This is a genomic window from Mesorhizobium sp. P2_B11 (assembly GCF_056404855.1).
Genome location: NZ_JBFUDF010000014.1, coordinates 53,674 through 69,088 on the forward strand (window position 1 = coordinate 53,674; position 15,415 = coordinate 69,088).

At 64.3% G+C, this 15,415-nt stretch carries 16 protein-coding genes and 1 riboswitch; of the genes, 8 read left to right on the forward strand and 8 right to left on the reverse strand.

Features of this window, described 5'->3' with window-relative positions; translation table 11 throughout:
• Positions 1–19: 19 nt before the first annotated feature.
• The 3 genes from AC1DYJ_RS30445 to AC1DYJ_RS30455 all read right to left on the reverse strand — a co-directional run bounded on the left by AC1DYJ_RS30445 (position 20) and on the right by AC1DYJ_RS30455 (position 3,500).
• Positions 20–1,459: a DUF5691 domain-containing protein gene (locus tag AC1DYJ_RS30445; RefSeq protein ID WP_477288719.1), complete on the reverse strand. Its 1,440-nt coding sequence runs from the start codon at positions 1,457–1,459 to the stop codon at positions 20–22.
• Complete coding sequence (locus tag AC1DYJ_RS30450; RefSeq protein WP_477288721.1) at positions 1,456–2,865, reverse strand: SWIM zinc finger family protein; 1,410 nt, start codon at positions 2,863–2,865, stop codon at positions 1,456–1,458. The genes AC1DYJ_RS30445 and AC1DYJ_RS30450 overlap by 4 nt, the downstream gene beginning before the upstream one ends.
• Before the next feature lie 95 nt (positions 2,866–2,960).
• On the reverse strand, positions 2,961–3,500 hold the full coding sequence (locus AC1DYJ_RS30455; protein ID WP_023709951.1) for an Lrp/AsnC family transcriptional regulator: 540 nt from the start codon (positions 3,498–3,500) through the stop codon (positions 2,961–2,963).
• Between the two features lie 48 nt (positions 3,501–3,548).
• Between AC1DYJ_RS30455 and AC1DYJ_RS30460 the strand changes: the two genes are divergently transcribed.
• Positions 3,549–4,727: an MFS transporter gene (locus AC1DYJ_RS30460; protein WP_477288723.1), complete on the forward strand. Its 1,179-nt coding sequence runs from the start codon at positions 3,549–3,551 to the stop codon at positions 4,725–4,727.
• Between the two features lie 73 nt (positions 4,728–4,800).
• Complete coding sequence (locus AC1DYJ_RS30465) at positions 4,801–5,223, forward strand: GNAT family N-acetyltransferase (RefSeq protein ID WP_477288725.1); 423 nt, start codon at positions 4,801–4,803, stop codon at positions 5,221–5,223.
• A 58-nt stretch (positions 5,224–5,281) separates the two neighbouring features.
• On the opposite strand, the gene AC1DYJ_RS30470 is transcribed toward AC1DYJ_RS30465, so the two are convergent.
• Entirely contained in the window at positions 5,282–6,397 is a 1,116-nt protein-coding gene (locus tag AC1DYJ_RS30470) for an anhydro-N-acetylmuramic acid kinase (protein ID WP_477288727.1), read from the reverse strand.
• Between the two features lie 212 nt (positions 6,398–6,609).
• Between AC1DYJ_RS30470 and AC1DYJ_RS30475 the strand changes: the two genes are divergently transcribed.
• From AC1DYJ_RS30475 to AC1DYJ_RS30500, 6 genes are all read left to right on the forward strand, one after another.
• The gene (locus AC1DYJ_RS30475) at positions 6,610–7,293 is read left to right on the forward strand and encodes an SDR family NAD(P)-dependent oxidoreductase (RefSeq protein WP_477288729.1); all 684 of its coding nucleotides are present in this window, start codon (positions 6,610–6,612) and stop codon (positions 7,291–7,293) included.
• A 414-nt stretch (positions 7,294–7,707) separates the two neighbouring features.
• Positions 7,708–8,562: a MetQ/NlpA family lipoprotein gene (locus tag AC1DYJ_RS30480; RefSeq protein ID WP_477288731.1), complete on the forward strand. Its 855-nt coding sequence runs from the start codon at positions 7,708–7,710 to the stop codon at positions 8,560–8,562.
• Between the two features lie 83 nt (positions 8,563–8,645).
• Positions 8,646–9,737 carry a methionine ABC transporter ATP-binding protein gene (locus AC1DYJ_RS30485; protein WP_477288733.1) on the forward strand — a complete coding sequence of 364 codons (1,092 nt, stop codon included), beginning with the start codon at positions 8,646–8,648 and terminating at the stop codon, positions 9,735–9,737.
• Positions 9,718–10,374, forward strand: a complete 657-nt coding sequence (locus AC1DYJ_RS30490; protein WP_477237284.1) for a methionine ABC transporter permease — start codon at positions 9,718–9,720, stop codon at positions 10,372–10,374. Before AC1DYJ_RS30485 ends, AC1DYJ_RS30490 begins: the two co-directional genes overlap by 20 nt.
• A gap of 146 nt (positions 10,375–10,520) precedes the next feature.
• Positions 10,521–11,540: an isopenicillin N synthase family dioxygenase gene (locus tag AC1DYJ_RS30495; protein ID WP_477288735.1), complete on the forward strand. Its 1,020-nt coding sequence runs from the start codon at positions 10,521–10,523 to the stop codon at positions 11,538–11,540.
• 489 nt (positions 11,541–12,029) lie between these two features.
• Positions 12,030–12,431: a hypothetical protein gene (locus AC1DYJ_RS30500; protein WP_477288737.1), complete on the forward strand. Its 402-nt coding sequence runs from the start codon at positions 12,030–12,032 to the stop codon at positions 12,429–12,431.
• Between the two features lie 53 nt (positions 12,432–12,484).
• Here the strand turns inward: AC1DYJ_RS30500 and AC1DYJ_RS30505 are convergent, their stop codons facing one another.
• The 4 genes from AC1DYJ_RS30505 to AC1DYJ_RS30520 form a co-directional block, all read right to left on the reverse strand.
• Positions 12,485–13,105 carry a helix-turn-helix domain-containing protein gene (locus tag AC1DYJ_RS30505; RefSeq protein ID WP_477288739.1) on the reverse strand — a complete coding sequence of 207 codons (621 nt, stop codon included), beginning with the start codon at positions 13,103–13,105 and terminating at the stop codon, positions 12,485–12,487.
• A 7-nt stretch (positions 13,106–13,112) separates the two neighbouring features.
• On the reverse strand, positions 13,113–13,292 hold the full coding sequence (locus AC1DYJ_RS30510; RefSeq protein ID WP_477288741.1) for a hypothetical protein: 180 nt from the start codon (positions 13,290–13,292) through the stop codon (positions 13,113–13,115).
• 200 nt (positions 13,293–13,492) lie between these two features.
• On the reverse strand, positions 13,493–14,557 hold the full coding sequence (gene fba / locus AC1DYJ_RS30515) for a class II fructose-bisphosphate aldolase (RefSeq protein WP_013532928.1): 1,065 nt from the start codon (positions 14,555–14,557) through the stop codon (positions 13,493–13,495).
• A gap of 164 nt (positions 14,558–14,721) precedes the next feature.
• On the reverse strand, positions 14,722–15,189 hold the full coding sequence (locus tag AC1DYJ_RS30520; RefSeq protein ID WP_477288743.1) for a 6,7-dimethyl-8-ribityllumazine synthase: 468 nt from the start codon (positions 15,187–15,189) through the stop codon (positions 14,722–14,724).
• 76 nt (positions 15,190–15,265) lie between these two features.
• Positions 15,266–15,410, reverse strand: a riboswitch (FMN riboswitch).
• Positions 15,411–15,415: the final 5 nt, after the last annotated feature.

The window sequence follows — 15,415 nt, forward strand, 5'->3', positions numbered from 1 at the left end:
GGTGCTGTTCTCCGATTGCTCATGTGTTGGGTCCAGGCCCGGCCAGGGCTGCATTGAGGCGCAGAAAAGCGAGCGAGGCTGCTGCCGGCGGCATGCCTGCCGCGACAACGTCGCCGATCAGTTTTTCGGCCGTCGCCGCTGTGCCAAGAAAGCCCATCGTTTCCAGTATGTCGTCGATGGTCCGCTTCATGGCGTCGTCATTACCGGCGACAGCGGAGCGCAATGCCGGCAAGATCTGGCTGTTCGCCAGATCGGGCCATTCCAGCCAGCTGGCTTCGACGCCTTCGGCAAGGTTGAGCGCGCCAAGATATTTCGTATCTTTCAGGATCAGCCTGACCAGGACACGCTTTCTGCGACTGTCCAGGCGCGGCATGAGGTGAAGGACGAAAGGCGCCGGCTTGCCGCCCTCGGCGACAAGCGTATCGGCCATCTGCGCCACCGCTGTGTCACTTCCGGAAGCGGCGACCATTCGTGCGATGTAGATGTCCGCGGTGCTGTCGCTTCCGAACTGCCAGGCTGCGATGAAATCGGCCTCGCTGGCACCGAAGCGCGCGGCGAGATCGACCAGGTTACAGGTCTCGAAGAGTTCGGCGCGACGCTTTTCCTGCGCCGGCGATTTGAGCTTTGCCGGCATGTAGGTGGTGCGGCGGCGGATGAAGCCGGACTTGCCTTCCGCGATGAAAGCCGCGAGTTCGGCGACGGGATCGTCGGCTCCGCCATCGCCAACACGACCGTGCTCGCCCAGCCTTGCCAGCAGCCGTCCCGCCAGCTCCTGCACCTTGCCGGAGCGGTCGGTGGCGAGGCTCTTCAGGAACGGTGCGTCGGCAGGCGTCAGGCCGAAATGCATGAGTTCGATCAGCGCCAGCCGGACTTCAGCCGGTTCGCCCGGCGCCTTGGCTTCCATCAGGCTGCGGGCCACGGCCGGGTCGCGGCGTCGCATTTCGGCCAGCGCGATGCGCCGCGCGGCGGGATAGAAATCATCCCAGTTCTGCACCGTCAGCTGCTCCTGCGGGGCAATCTTCAGCCCCTCGACGCTGGCCTGCCAGTCGATCCAGGGGGCGTAAATGTCAGGGCTGTTCTGGTCCGATGCCGGCGGCATCCAGTCCATCGGATGCAGCACATAGCCACGGCTGGCGACAAGCGTCGCAACGCGCGCCTTGCGCCGCACATCGGCGGCATTCTTGAGGGCCGCCCGCAACAGCGGCCGCAGCCGTTCCGGCAGCAGCGGCAGGCCAAGCCTTGGCAGCGGCGGACGCCGCTTCAACGTCTTCGGCGCCGCTGGCCGCAAGCCGACATCGAGCGCCTGCGCGGCGATCGCCAGCAACAGCCGTTCGCGCTCGTCCGGGGGTGCACCGGCGGCGATGTCCTTCCATGCGGCCGGGGCCAGATCGAATGTCGTTCCACCGGTGATCCAGCAGTCGCGCATCGTCGCCAGGCCGGTCAGTTCGAGCTCGTTCATGACAGATCGAGCCTCCCGAAGCCGCTTTGCGCGGCCAAGAGATCGAGCCGCGCCCCATTCCACAGAGCTGCCGTGGCTGCGAGATCGAGCCCGAGCACAGTCTGATCGACGGTGCCGGCGACGGGCAGGGCGATCCCTTGCGGGTCGTGCGCCGCTTGCCACCAGGCGGCGCCGCGCTCATCGAGCAGGATCGCGCCTGGCGGCAGCATCAGCGGACAGTCGGTGGACCAGGGTGCGGCGTCCTGCTGCGATGCATGCGCGGCCAGCGGATCCTTGATTGCGCCAGGGCCGAAATCCGGCCAGGCGCCGGACGCGACATCGCCCTTGCGCTCCGCCACCAGCGCCCGCAGCGGCTGGCGCGACGGGTAAAACACCAGCCTTGCATCGAAGCGGTCGCCGGGCGTGAACGCCGCCGAGCGGCGGCCGGCCGAGGCCGGAAAAAAGTCGAGCAGCAGCGCAAATTGCGGCGTCGGGCTTTTGAGATCAAGCAGCCATGTCGAATGGCTGACGAGACCGTCGCGGCGGGTCTCGATCTTCTCGCCGATGACTTCCCACTGGCTGTCGACCTGTTTGGCCTCGGGATTGGCCAGCACCTGGTCGCGGGTTTCGGACGCCGACACCAGCCGCTTCAGCTCGGGATCGTCGGGCGCCGAGCGCCAGGCTTTGGCCAGCAGCACCAGCTTGCCGAGTTCGCGGATCGCCGCGTCTGGCCGCTCCTCGCTGCGCAGCGCCATCAGCCGCGCCGGTATCTCGTCTATGCGCCCGGCAAGCGCCGTTGCCTTCATGTCGACCAGTCTAGCTGCAATGCGGCGGCAGCGCTCGCTGCTGGCATCGGCAAAGGCGGAAAGGCCGAGCCTCAGCTGGTCGGCAATCCACTGATCGAGTTCGTCCAGCGCGCCCGCCACCGCAGCCCGCGTGTCGTCCGCCCGCTTGCGCTGCGCCGCCTCACGGCGCTCCGCCGCGGCAGCATCTTCGACGGTGCTTTCCTCTGGCTGTGCAGCCTCACCGATGCTTTTGCCGGACGCGCCGGCTCCCGCGCCCGGCGTTGCAGTGGCTGGCTGGGCCGTCGTCTTCCTGCGCCGGCCGAGCCAGTCATTCACCCATTCCGGCGTCGATTCGGCAGCGGTGAAGTTGGTCGGCGCGGTGGCGGCGATCCACATCAGCGCCAGCGTGTGCTTGCACGGAAATTTTCGCGACGGGCAGGTGCATTTGTAGCCGTGGTCGCCGGTGTCGACCACGGTGCGGTAGGGGTTGGAGCCGGAGCCCTGGCATTCGCCCCAGATCAGCGCCTGCTGCTCGCTCTTCTCCAGCCGCGGCCAGTTCGAGCGCTTGGTCAGCTTCGAGGCGGCGCTCAGCGACGCCTGATCGGGGGCCAGCGCTTCGATGGTTTTCAGGTCGAATTCCAAGCCGCGCCTCTCGTACCCCGACAATCGCAATCGCCACTATAGGGTGCCGTTTGTGAAGGATTGTTGGGCCTCCGGCAAGACGAAGATGGCGCAGATCAGTACAGCGGCGTGGCCATATGCCGGGGCGTTGGCCATTGCGCCGTGATCTCGGGTTGCACCGGCCGTTCTAGATAGGTCGACAGCACGACATAGCTTCGCGTCGAGGTGACGCCGGGCGTTTCGTAGAGACGAGCCAGCAGGCCTTCGAGCGCCCTGGTGTCCTCGGTGCGAACCTTGAGCAGCATGCAGGTGTCGCCGGCCACCGAATGGATCTCCTCGACCTCGGGATATTGGGAAACGGCCATCAGCTCCGGCGTCTTGCCCCAGCCCTTGGTATCGATATGCACGAAGGTGAGCAGCGGCTTCTTCACCGCCTTGGGGTCTATGATCACCGCTGTGCCGCGGATGGCGCCGCTGCGCCGCAGCCGCTTGACCCGCTCATGCGCCGCCGGCGGCGACAGGCAGACCCGTTCGCCAAGTTCGGCGTAACTGATCGTTGCATCCTCGACCAGCACGCCTAATATTTTTCGGTCGATCGCGTCGAGCTCGCGGGCGGCTACCTTGTTCTGCAGAACACCATCTGTTTCTTCATCCATAGCGAAATTCCTTGTTGTCGCAGAATTTAATTCGGCCACTATGCCGATATGACGAACACACATCAAGCCACAACGCTCCCAGCAACAGCGCCCATCCCGGCGCTGGCCTATCTGCTGACCGGCTGTATCGCCGTCATCGGTTCGAATTCGCTGGTCCTGGGGCCGATCGCCCCGGCGGTAGCGGCATCCTTCGGCGCCAGCGTGCCCGCAGTCATGGCCGCGTCGGCTGCCTTCGGCCTCGGCACCTCGGCCAGCGCTTTGTTTCTCGCCCGCTACATCGATGGCGTCGGCGCCCGTCGCATGCTGCAGGGTGCGCTGCTGTTGCTGGCGGTTGCGCTTCTCGCCAGCGCGCTGGCGCCGACGGTGTTCGCGCTGGTTGCGGCCCAGGCCGTCGCCGGCATCGCCGCCGGCGTCGCCATGCCGGCCATCTATGCCAGTGCAGCGGCGATCGCGCCGCCCGGCCGCGAAAGCGGCACCATCGGCGTCGTGTTGACCGGCTGGACGGTGTCCATGGTGGCCGGCGTGTCGCTGTCGGCCGTGCTTGCCGATCTCGTCCATTGGCGCGCCGTCTTCGCAGCGGTTGCGGTGCTGTCCGCCATTGCGCTCGCCGCTCTGTCGATGACCTCGCTCAGTGACGTCAGGAAGAGCGGTCCGGCACCGACACCGTTCGGTGCGCTGGCCATTCCCGGCATCGTGCCGCTGCTGATCGCCTGCACCGCCTTCATGACCGCCTTTTACGGCGTCTACGGCTATCTCGGCGATCATCTGCACCAGGACCTCGGTGAACCCGTCAGCGCCAATGCGCTGGCCGCACTCGCCTACGGCGCCGGCTTCGGCACGGCGGCTTTTCTCGACGGCGTCATCGACCGCATCGGCGCGCGCCGCGTCATGCCTTTCGCCTATCTGCTGGTCGCCGCCGTCTATGTCGCGATCGCGCTCGCAAGCAGCAATTTCGCGCTGATCCTGGCCATGATCGCCATATGGGGCCTTGCCAATCATTTCGGCCTGAACGTGCTGGTGATGCGCCTCACCGCGCTCGATCCGTCGCGCCGCGGCACCATCATGGGCCTGAACAGCTCGGTCACCTATCTCGCCGTCTTTATCGGCACCACCAGCTTCGGGCCGCTTTATTCGTCCTTCGGCTTCGCCGTCTGTGCGCTGGTCGCCGCCGTGCTGATGCTGATCGCGGCCGCTGCGGGGACCTGGCGTTCGCCCATCAGATCGTAGGCCGATGCGGCAAAGCTTGCGTCCTGATCCCGTCCTTCGCTAGAGCTTGGCGCGCCACGCGAGCCGCGCCTAGATGAAAACGACGCTTGAGACCACCGCCGATCCCTTGGCCGAGGACCTCGCCTTCCTGGCCGAGCGGCTGACGGCGTTCAATGACAGCGATGTCGGCCATTCCGGCCGCAAGCCGATCGCCATCTTCGTGCGCGACGAGGAGGGCGCTGTCGTCGCCGGCGTTTCGGGCTATACCGCCTGGGGCTGGCTCTACGTGCAATGGCTGTGGGTCGATGAACGCCTGCGCGGCCAGCATGTGGCCGGCGACATGCTGGACGCCGCCGAGCGCGAGGCGCTGACGCGAGGCTGCCATGGCGCCCTGATCGACACCTTCAATCCCGTCGCGGCCAAGGTCTATGAGCGGCAGGGTTACCGGCGCTTCGGCGAACTGCCGGACTTTCCCGTCGGCCGCAGCCGCATCTTCCTGCAGAAGAAACTCGGCTAGCAATTCCAGGAAAAGTGCGTAGCGGTTTTCCGTCCGGAATTGCGTGGAAACAAAAACTCTAACCCGCTAGCCGTCCGCCTTGCATCGGTTGCGGCGCGCCGGTGGTGCTGGGAAAACTGATCGGCAGGCCGCGCAAGACGCGCACCGCCAGGAAGGCAAAACATTCGGCTTCCACCGCATCGCCCTTCCATCCCAGCGTCTCGGCCCGGACGACCTCGACGCCGGCGCGGTTCGCCAGCATCGCCATCATCGTCCGGTTGTGGCGGCCGCCGCCGCTGACCGCCAGCCGCTTCGGCCGGCGCGGCAACAGGTCGAGCGCCTTGCCGACGGCCGAGACGGTGAAGGCCGTCAGCGTCGCCGCACCGTCCTCGACGCCGAGCCCGTCGGCCATTGCTGCGGTGAAGTCGAAGCGATCGAGCGATTTCGGATAGGGTTTTGTCAGATACGGATGCTGCAGCAACTTCGCCAGCCGCGCTTCGTCGACTTTGCCGGCCGCACCCAGCCTGCCGTCGCGGTCCATTTCGCCCAGCCCATGCGCCTTGATGAAATCGTTGAGCGGCGCGTTGGCCGGACCGGTGTCGAAGGCGACGATGTTGTCCTTGCCGTCCCACCAGGTGATGTTGCCGACGCCGCCGAGATTGAGCACGGCGGTGTCGCCGCTGGCGTCGGCCTCCTTCAAGAGTGCGGCGTGATAGGCGGCCGCAAGCGGCGCGCCCTGGCCGCCGGCGCGCACATCGGCCGAACGGAAGTCGTAGGCGACCTTGGCGCCGAGGATCGAATGCATCAGCTCGCCGTCGCCAAGCTGCCGCGTGTCGCCGCGCCGTCCCGGCTGCGGGGCGCGATGCAGCACGGTCTGGCCGTGGAAGCCGACGACCCCGATATCGGCCATGGTCAGCCCGTAGCTTTCGACGAGATCTTTCACCGCCGCCGACTGCGCCCGCGTCAGCGCCTCTTCGGCCTCGCGAAAAATCGCCGGCTCCGGCCCGTCGAAATTCCACGCCCTCGCCTGGCGCAGCGTCTCTTCCAGCAAGGTGCGGATCGATTGCGGGTAGGGGGCCAGCGTATAGGTGCCGAAATCGGCGATGCGCTCGCCATCGGTCTTGATCAGCGCGACGTCGATATTGCCGTCAAGCACGGTGCCGGTCATCAGGCCGACGGCCCAGATTGGTTCCATGGTCGATTCCCTTGCGAGACCGTCTGCGATTCCAACGGAGACCACCTGTCGGACGGATTGGCTCGCCAGGCAAGACCTTGGCTGACGTCGATTGCTCCGAACACGCCGGCAGCGTTTTTCACCGAACGGCGAAAATCGAGCAACGCCGTTCTTGTGTCTGGCCGCTCAAGACGCCAGCTATGTGACGAACAAACCATCAAGGGAGAAACCACATGCCATCCGAAGTCGCAGTGATCGCCGGCGCGGGCGCGGGCCTGAGCGCCTCGCTGGCCCGCCTTCTGACCCGGGAAGGTTTTGGCGTGGTGCTGGCCGCCCGCAACACCGCCAAGCTGGCGCCGCTGGTCGAGGAGACCGGTTCGCTCGCCGTCGAAACCGATGTTGCCGACCCGGCCTCTGTCGCCAGCCTGTTCGAGGCGGCCGACAAGCAAGGTCCGCTGGCGCTTGCCGTCTTCAACGCCAGCGGCCGCACCCGCGGCCCGATCGCCGAGCTCGATGCCGATGCGGTCAAGCAGGCGCTGCTCGTCGGCGCCTATGGCGGTTTCCTGGTCGGCCAGCAGGCGGCGCGGCGGCTGCTGGCGCGCGGCTCCGGCTCGATCCTGTTCACTGGCGCCTCCGCCAGCATCAAGGGGTTTGCCAACTCGGCCGGCTTTGCCATGCCGAAATTCGGCTTGCGCGGCCTCGCCCAGTCCATGGCGCGCGAACTCGGGCCCAAGAACATCCATGTCGCGCATTTCATCATCGACGGCCAGATCGAGCCGGTGGGGAAGAAGCCCGAGCGGCCGGACAGCCAGCTGTCGCCCGATGCGATCGCCGAGACCTATTTCGCGGTCCATCGCCAGCATCGCAGCGCCTGGAGTTTCGAGGTCGAGCTGCGGCCATGGGTCGAGACGTTCTGATCGGTCGGAGCCTGTTTGGAAAGTCTACTCCGGCGGCCATCTGATGGCGTTTTCTGCGCTTACTACAGCGCCGCGCGTCCTCGGACGCGCAAAGGACGCTGTAGCACTTTAATTTGCACATGATCCTTTCCGAAATCGACATCGATTTCGGGGTCATGTGCGTGCTCACGGACCAAATGTCCGCTGCGCTACGGTTCTCGAAAACACCACCATATGACTCGCCGGAGCGAATTTCGAAACAGGCTCTCAGGCAGGGCCGTTCTCGCAAGTGCGAAATCTTTGAGAGAATATTCCCGGCTTCGTGTTTGAGAAGAAATGCGGTTCTTTGATCCGGCAGGCAGCATTGCCGATGATGTCGTCAAGGCTTGGTATTCCACCAAGCCGCAATGACTTCAGGATTACGAGGGATCGACAATGTCCGAACGCGGAAACGCTTCCAATTCTCTTCTTTTTTCGGCCATCAGCCGGCGAGCTGCCCTTGCGGCACTTTTCGCCTCGGCCGTGACACTTGTCGGCCTTGCTCAGCCGACGCCGTCCTTCGCCGAGGACAAGACGGCGATCAAGGTCGGCATCATCAGCGGTGAGGATGAGGATGTCTGGCGTGTCGTCGTCGCACAGGCCGCTAAAAAAGGTCTGACCGTCGAGACCGTGGTGTTCAACGACTACACCCAGCCCAACGAGGCGCTTGAGCGCGGTGAGATCGACGCTAACGCCTTCCAGCACCAGCCCTATCTCGACAACCAGATCAAGACCCAAGGCTATCATATCGTGCGCGTCGGCTACACCGGCGTCTGGCCGATCGGCCTTTACTCCAAGAAATACACCAAGGTCGCCGACCTGCCGGAAGGCGCCGTCATCGGCCTGCCTAACGACCCTTCCAATGAAGGCCGTGCGCTGCGCGTCCTGCAGAACGAAGGTGTGATCAAGCTGAAGGACGGCACCGGCATTCTGGCGACCACCGCCGACATCTCGGAGAACCCGAAGAAGGTCGTCATCAAGGAGCTCGACGCAGGCATTGTCGGGCGCTCGGTCGAGGATCTCGACGCTGCCGTCGTCAACACCGACTGGGCGCTGAAGAGCGGTCTTGGCCCGGACAACCGCATCGCCCAGGAGCCTGTGGCCGACAATCCCTACCGCAACTTCATCGCCGTCAAATCCGGCAATGAGAACGAGGCCTGGGTGAAGACGCTGGTCGCCTCCTACCAGAACGAGGCGGTCAAGGCCGAGTTCGACAAGGTCTACAAGGGCACCGGGATCAGCGCGTATTGATCGGCGCCTGGTTATCAGGAGCAGGCGGCCCGCTTTTGAGCGGGCCGCTGTTGCATTTGTGCAGCGTTGAAACGGACAGTGAGATGAACCAGCACGTCACGGCCGAACTGGCCGATCCGGTCCACATAGCTGCCGACGGGCAGGAAGATGTCGTCCGCCTTGTCGATCTCAAGCGGCGCTTCGGCGCGACGCCGGCGCTCGACGGCGTTTCGCTGACGGTGAAGAAGGGCGAGATCCTCGGCATTATCGGCCGCAGCGGCGCCGGCAAGTCGACGCTGATCCGCTGCCTCAACGGGCTGGAGCGGCCGGATTCCGGCGACGTCTTTATCGAAGGCCGCGAGATCGGCCGGCTCGGCGAGCGTGAGTTGCAGCCGCTGCGCCGGCGCATCGGCATGATCTTCCAGCACTTCAACCTGTTGTCGGCCAAGACCGTCGAGGAAAATGTGGCGCTGCCGCTGAAGATCGAGGGCCGCCCGAAAGCCGAACGGTTGACGCGCGCCGCCGAACTGCTCGATCTCGTCGGCCTGTCGGAGAAGGCGAAAGCCTACCCGTCTTCGCTGTCGGGCGGCCAGAAACAGCGTGTCGGCATCGCCAGGGCTTTGGCCGCGCGACCTGCGCTGCTCCTGTCCGACGAAGCGACCTCGGCGCTCGACCCGGAGACCACGCGCTCGATCCTGGCTCTGCTGAAAGACATCAATCGGCAGCTCGGCCTGACCATACTGCTCATCACCCACGAGATGGAAGTGATCCGTTCCATCGCCGATCGTGTCGCGGTGATCGATGCCGGGCGCATCGTCGAACAAGGCCCGGTGTGGTCGGTCTTTGCCGAGCCGCATTCCGAAATCACCAGGAGCCTGCTCGGCGCCATCCGCCCGCAACTGCCGGTCGAAATTGCCAGCCGGCTTGTTCCGGGCGAGGGCGCCGAGCTCATCCTCAGGATCGACGTCGCCGGCGAAGCCGCGCGTGGCCCGCTGCTGTCCGATCTCGCGGTGGCGGTGCCCGGTCCGTTCCGTCTCGTCCATGGCGGCATCGACCATGTCCAGCAGCAGCCTGTCGGCACGCTGTTCGTGGCGGTGGCCGGCGACGATGCAGGCCATCTCGCTGAAGTCATCGAATTCCTGAGAGCCCGCGACGCGCGGGTGGAGGTGCTTGGCCATGTCGCCGGTTCTGTTTGAACTTCTGCTGCGCTCGATCTGGGAGACGGTCCTGATGACGGCCGCGTCGGGCCTCATCTCGCTTGTCTTCGGCCTGCCGCTCGGTCTGGCCTTGATCGCCACCGAGCGTGGCGGCATCGCTGAAAACATCTGGGTGAACCGCGCGCTCGGCGCCGTCATCAACGGCTTCCGCTCGGTGCCGTTCATCATCCTGCTGGTCGCGCTGATCCCGGTGACGCGGCTGATCGTCGGCACCTCGATCGGCACCTGGGCGGCCATCGTGCCGCTGTCGATCGCCGCCACGCCCTACTATGCCCGCATTGCCGAAGTGTCGCTGCGCGAGGTCGACCGCGGCCTGATCGAGGCGGCGCGCGCCATGGGCGGCAACCGCTGGACGATCATCCGCGAGGTGCTGGTGCCGGAGGCGCTGCCAGGCATCGTCGCCGGTTTCACCGTGACGCTGGTGACGCTGATCGGCGCCTCGGCCATGGCGGGCGCGATTGGCGCCGGCGGGCTTGGCGACCTTGCCATCCGCTACGGCTACCAACGCTTCGAGACCAGTGTCATGGTCGCCGTGGTCATCGTGCTGATCATCCTCGTCTGCGGCATCCAGTGGGTTGGCGACCGGCTGGTCGCGAAGCTGGATCGCCGCGGATGAGCGGCCGCGAACATTCTTTGCCAGCCGGCTGCAAAAGGCAGCGCCGGCTTTCTGCATTCGCCTCGAGATTGGATTGCGCATTGCTTTGATTGGACCAGCCTGCGTGCCACCGTGACAGCGGGGCCGGCAAACAAGGAGCTTGACCCATGCCCAGGATCGTACCCGTGCTTGATCTCAGCCGCCTCGAACAGGGCGCCTCGGAGCACCGAACGTTTCTGTTCGACCTGCGCACGGCCGCACGCGACGTCGGCTTCTTCTATTTGACCGGGCATGGCATATCGGCTGCGGATACTTCCGAGGTGCTCGACGCCTCGCGCCGCTTCTTCGCTCTGCCGGAGGCCGACAAGCTGGCCATCGAAATGGTCAAGTCCTCGCAGTTCCGTGGTTACACCCGCGCCGGTGGCGAACTGACCAAAGGCAAGGCCGACTGGCGCGAACAGCTCGACATCGGCGTCGAACGCCCGGCCATCGCGCAGGGCCCCGGCGTGCCCGCCTGGACGCGGCTGCAAGGGCCGAACCAGTGGCCGGCGGCACTGCCCGAACTGAAGCCGGCGCTGCTCGCCTGGCAAACCAAGGCGACCGCGGTGGCGATCCGGCTGCTCAGGGCTTTCGCCCTGTCGCTCGACCAGGCCGAGGACGCCTTCGATCCGATCTACCGCAATGAGCCCAACCACCGCATGAAGATCGTCCGCTATCCCGGCCGCAACGCCACCGGCGACGACCAGGGCGTCGGCGCGCACAAGGATGGCGGCTTCCTGACGCTTCTGCTGCAAGACGAGAACAAGGGCCTGCAGGTCGAATATGACGGCAGCTGGGTCGATGTCGATCCGCTGCCTCATACGCTGGTGGTCAACATCGGCGAGCTGCTCGAACTGGCCTCGAACGGCTATCTCCGCGCGACCGTGCATCGTGTGGTGACGCCGCCGGCCGGCGTCGAGCGCATCTCGGTTCCCTTCTTCTTCAGCGCCCGGCTCGACGCCACCATCCCGCTGCTCGATCTGCCCGAGGAACTGGCGGCCGAGGCGCGCGGGCCGGCCAGCGATCCCGACAATCCGCTGTTCCGCAATGTCGGCACCAATGTGCTGAAAAGCCGCTTGCGCTCGCATCCCGACGTGGCGCGCCGGCACTATGCCGATCTCTTGGAGACCGGCGCCTCGCCGGTCTGAGGGCAGAAGTCTGGGATGAAAATTTCCGACAGTTATCGACTTTTAGAAAGTCATTCGTCGCAACCGGCCGCAAATAAGCCCATATAGAAAAAATCGTTCGGTGGTTTCCTCCCATTCCACTGAACGGTGTTCCCCTCTGAAGGTTCTTGACCTTCTTTTTGGCCGGGCCGTATTCGAGCCCGGCCATTTTTCATCCGGCGTCTTGGTTTGGCGCGGTTGCGGGCATTCTAGAGTCGGCGTCTGGCTTGCAAGCCTGTTCCAATTTCATCCGTCGAAATGGTCGTTCGTGCTCAATTTTTGATCATTCAAGGCATGAACGAGCGTTCTGGGCTCACGTTTTTCCGCTGCCAATGACATTCCCTCCGTTGCAGCGGAGGAAAGCGAAACGGCCTCCGGATTTGCCGTTGCCGCCAGGGGAATCCGCGGCGTAGAGGTCCGCCATTGACGGCCTGCCGTTGCGGGACGTCCCTAACCCAGACGGAGCAGACCATGAACCCCGCAATGCAGATGCAGCCGATGCCGATGATGAACATGCCGATGATGAACCCGATGATGATGTCTGGCCCGATGATGTCTGGCATGATGCCGATGATGATGAACGGCATGAACCCGATGATGATGGGCGGCATGAACCCGATGATGGGTGGCATGATGCCGATGATGAACGGCATGCAGATGAACCCGATGATGCAGGGCATGATGCCCGCCATGATGTGCAAGATGACCTGCAAGATGACCGCCAACGGCATGGTCTGCGAGATGATGCCGATGGACGACGCTTCCAAGGACATGTTCATGGAATGCTGCAAGCGCATGATGGCCATGACTGGCGCCGGCATGCCGATGATGATGATGTGCGGCGGCATGATGATGATGGGCTCGATGGCCTGAGCCTCATCGCCCGTCGAATTTGAAGGGGTCGGTTCACCGGCCCCTTTTTCGTTTCAGCCTACGGTTTCGACGTAGGTCATCACGAGATAGGCGACGGCCTCGCCATCGCCCAGGTTTCTGTAACTGTGCGGCACATCGGCTTCGAACAGGATCGCATCGCCCTCTGTCAGCACATGCGCAGCTTCCTGGCCGGCCCTGATCTCCAGCCGGCCTTTCGTCAGGATGAGGTTTTCGATGGTTCCGGCGGCATGCGGCTCGGCGTTTTCAGTGTGTCCGACCGCGAAGCGAAGCTCGTAGAATTCGACCTTCCGCTCGCCGTCAAAGGGAAACAGCGCGCGTGAGGTGAAATTGCCGTCGATCGAGGTCAGGATTTTCGCCTGCTCGCGGCGCAGCACCAGCGTGCCCTGCACCTTCTGGCTGTCGAGCAGCGTCGCAAAGGGAACGCCCAGCGCCGTCGCGATCTTCCACAGCAGGCTGATGCTGGGCGCGCTCCGGCCGGTCTCGATCTGGCTCAGCATGGCGCGGCTGACGCCCGACAGTTTTGCCAGCCGTTCCAGCGAGTGACCTTGCCGCGTCCTCAGCCGGCGCAGGTTGCGCCCGAGAACCAGCGGCAATTCATTGGCGATGTCGCCATTGTCAGGGAGGTCAATGACGTTCGAGAGAGCGTCCGCCATGGCAGCGTCAATTCAGCGTTGGCGGCGTTCCGACCCAGTAGACGGGCATGAACCAGACGGGAACCCAAGCCATCGGCGCCATGACCGGCATCATCGAAACCGCCTGCTGCGGATGCGCTGCATGCTGGGCATTCCGTGCATGACGGAAAGCCTCCAGACTGACGACCTTTGCTGACTGCGCGGACATTCTCGTGTTCCTGCCGGTTTCCGGTTCGATGCCTGATCTTACTCGCGGCATGGCAGGTTGAGAGCGCGCTTCGTTCCATTTTTCGCGCCGCCTGGGAGTTTTAAATACCAAAGCGGGCTGGCAGGTGAGCATGGTTATACAGGCAGGAGCTTTGTCTGCTCCTGCCTGATGATTTCAGTTGTTGTGGACGTTAGTCGGCCTTAACCAAACTTCGGATCGAGGCTGCCCGACTTGTACCGCTTGGCCATCTCAGCGACCGGCAGCGGCTTGATCTTCTGGGCGTTGCCTGCGGTACCGAACTGCTCGAAGCGCTCCTTGCAGAGCTTGCGCATCGCAGCCATTGCCGGCGTCAGGTATTTGCGCGGATCGAATTCGCTTGGGTTTTCCGTCAGCACCTTGCGGATGGCGCCGGTCAGCGCCATGCGGTTGTCGGTGTCGATGTTGATCTTGCGCACGCCATGCTTGATGCCGCGCTGGATCTCTTCGACCGGCACGCCCCAGGTCGGCTTCATCTGGCCGCCATATTTGTTGATGATCTCCTGCAGATCCTCCGGCACCGAGGACGAGCCGTGCATGACCAGATGCATGTTGGGCAGGCGGCGGTGGATTTCCTCGATCACATTCATCGCCAGCACCGCGCCGTCCGGCTTGCGCGAGAATTTGTAGGCGCCGTGGCTGGTGCCCATGGCCACCGCCAGCGCATCGACATGGGTGTCCTTGACGAACTCAACGGCCTGTTCCGGATCGGTCAGCAACTGGTCGTGGCTGATCGCGCCTTCGACGCCGTGGCCGTCTTCCTGTTCGCCGCCGCCGCTTTCCAGCGAGCCGAGCACGCCGATCTCGCCTTCGACCGAAACACCGCCCCAATGCGCCATGTCGACGACGCGCTTGGTGATGCCGGAGTTATAGGCATAGTCGGCCGGCGTCTTGCCGTCTTCCTTGAGCGAGCCGTCCATCATCACCGAGGTGAAGCCGTACTGGATGGCGGTGACGCAGGTGGCTTCGTTGTTGCCGTGGTCGAGATGCATGCAGACCGGAATGTCGGGGTGGATTTCGACCAGCGCGTCGATCAGCTTGGCCAGCACCACGTCATTGGCATAGGCGCGGGCGCCGCGGCTTGCCTGCAGGATGACCGGCGACTTGGTCTCCTCGGCGGCCTCCATAATGGCAAGGCCCTGTTCCATATTGTTCATGTTGAAGGCAGGTACGCCATAGCCATATTCGGCGGCGTGATCGAGCAATTGTCTCAGTGTTATGCGAGCCACCCAATAGTCTCCCGTATCTGGTTTCAAGCGCAACGTTGCGGGGCCGGCCGGTTGCCGGCCGGCCCCTGATGCTTCTGGCCAAATTTCACGCCAACCGCAACCGTCAGCGGCCGCTTGCGCCGCAATTCTTGTTGCAGGGCTGAAATCCGGGCATTTTTGATGGGTCAGGCGGCGATCGACGCCCGCGCCGCCAGGATCTGGACGCAGGCATTGGCCGCTTCCTTACCCTTGACCGTAAAATGCTCGAAGAAGAAGCGGTGATGCTCGGCGCTGTCGTGATAATTGTGCGGCGTCAGCACCGCCGACAGCACCGGCACGCCGGTCGACAGCTGCACATTCATCATGCCGTCAAGCACCGCGCTGGCCACGAAATCGTGGCGATAGATGCCGCCATTGACGACAAAGGCGGTGCCGAGGATTGCGGCGTAGCGGCCGGTCTCGGCCAATGTCTTGGCGTGCAGCGGGATTTCATAGGCGCCGGGCACGTCGAAGACATCGACGGCAAGGCCGCCGAGCGTGGCAAGCTCCGCCTCGAAAGCCTGTACGCACTGGTCGACAATATCGGCGTGCCAACGCGCGCGAATGACGGCGACGCGGGTGGTTTCGTAGTTTTTCGGGGTATGCTGATTCATGGGTCCATCCTTCCGTTTCGAACCAGAATCAGGACGCACGACGCAAAAACCGGCCCGCGAGCGAGCCGTCCTTTGCGATCGTTCTCTTCCATCCGGACTGTAACCGTCGGCTCCGGAATCACACCGGATCTGCTGACCCTCCCGTTGCCGGAAGGCGCTCGCGGGCTTGGGCCGAAACCCTTACCGCCGGTGGGGACTTTCACCCCGCCCTGAGAACATTAACGGG

Bases quoted from the DNA above. Each gene is read 5' to 3' on its own strand.
- AC1DYJ_RS30445 (WP_477288719.1), bottom strand. From the start codon at position 1,459: ATGAACGAGCTCGAACTGACCGGCCTGGCGACGATGCGCGACTGCTGG.
- AC1DYJ_RS30455 (WP_023709951.1), bottom strand. From the start codon at position 3,500: ATGGATGAAGAAACAGATGGTGTTCTGCAGAACAAGGTAGCCGCCCGC.
- AC1DYJ_RS30460 (WP_477288723.1), top strand. From the start codon at position 3,549: ATGACGAACACACATCAAGCCACAACGCTCCCAGCAACAGCGCCCATC.
- AC1DYJ_RS30465 (WP_477288725.1), top strand. From the start codon at position 4,801: ATGAAAACGACGCTTGAGACCACCGCCGATCCCTTGGCCGAGGACCTC.
- AC1DYJ_RS30470 (WP_477288727.1), bottom strand. From the start codon at position 6,397: ATGGAACCAATCTGGGCCGTCGGCCTGATGACCGGCACCGTGCTTGAC.
- AC1DYJ_RS30475 (WP_477288729.1), top strand. From the start codon at position 6,610: ATGCCATCCGAAGTCGCAGTGATCGCCGGCGCGGGCGCGGGCCTGAGC.
- AC1DYJ_RS30480 (WP_477288731.1), top strand. From the start codon at position 7,708: ATGTCCGAACGCGGAAACGCTTCCAATTCTCTTCTTTTTTCGGCCATC.
- AC1DYJ_RS30485 (WP_477288733.1), top strand. From the start codon at position 8,646: ATGAACCAGCACGTCACGGCCGAACTGGCCGATCCGGTCCACATAGCT.
- AC1DYJ_RS30490 (WP_477237284.1), top strand. From the start codon at position 9,718: ATGTCGCCGGTTCTGTTTGAACTTCTGCTGCGCTCGATCTGGGAGACG.
- AC1DYJ_RS30495 (WP_477288735.1), top strand. From the start codon at position 10,521: ATGCCCAGGATCGTACCCGTGCTTGATCTCAGCCGCCTCGAACAGGGC.
- AC1DYJ_RS30500 (WP_477288737.1), top strand. From the start codon at position 12,030: ATGAACCCCGCAATGCAGATGCAGCCGATGCCGATGATGAACATGCCG.
- AC1DYJ_RS30505 (WP_477288739.1), bottom strand. From the start codon at position 13,105: ATGGCGGACGCTCTCTCGAACGTCATTGACCTCCCTGACAATGGCGAC.
- AC1DYJ_RS30510 (WP_477288741.1), bottom strand. From the start codon at position 13,292: ATGTCCGCGCAGTCAGCAAAGGTCGTCAGTCTGGAGGCTTTCCGTCAT.
- AC1DYJ_RS30520 (WP_477288743.1), bottom strand. From the start codon at position 15,189: ATGAATCAGCATACCCCGAAAAACTACGAAACCACCCGCGTCGCCGTC.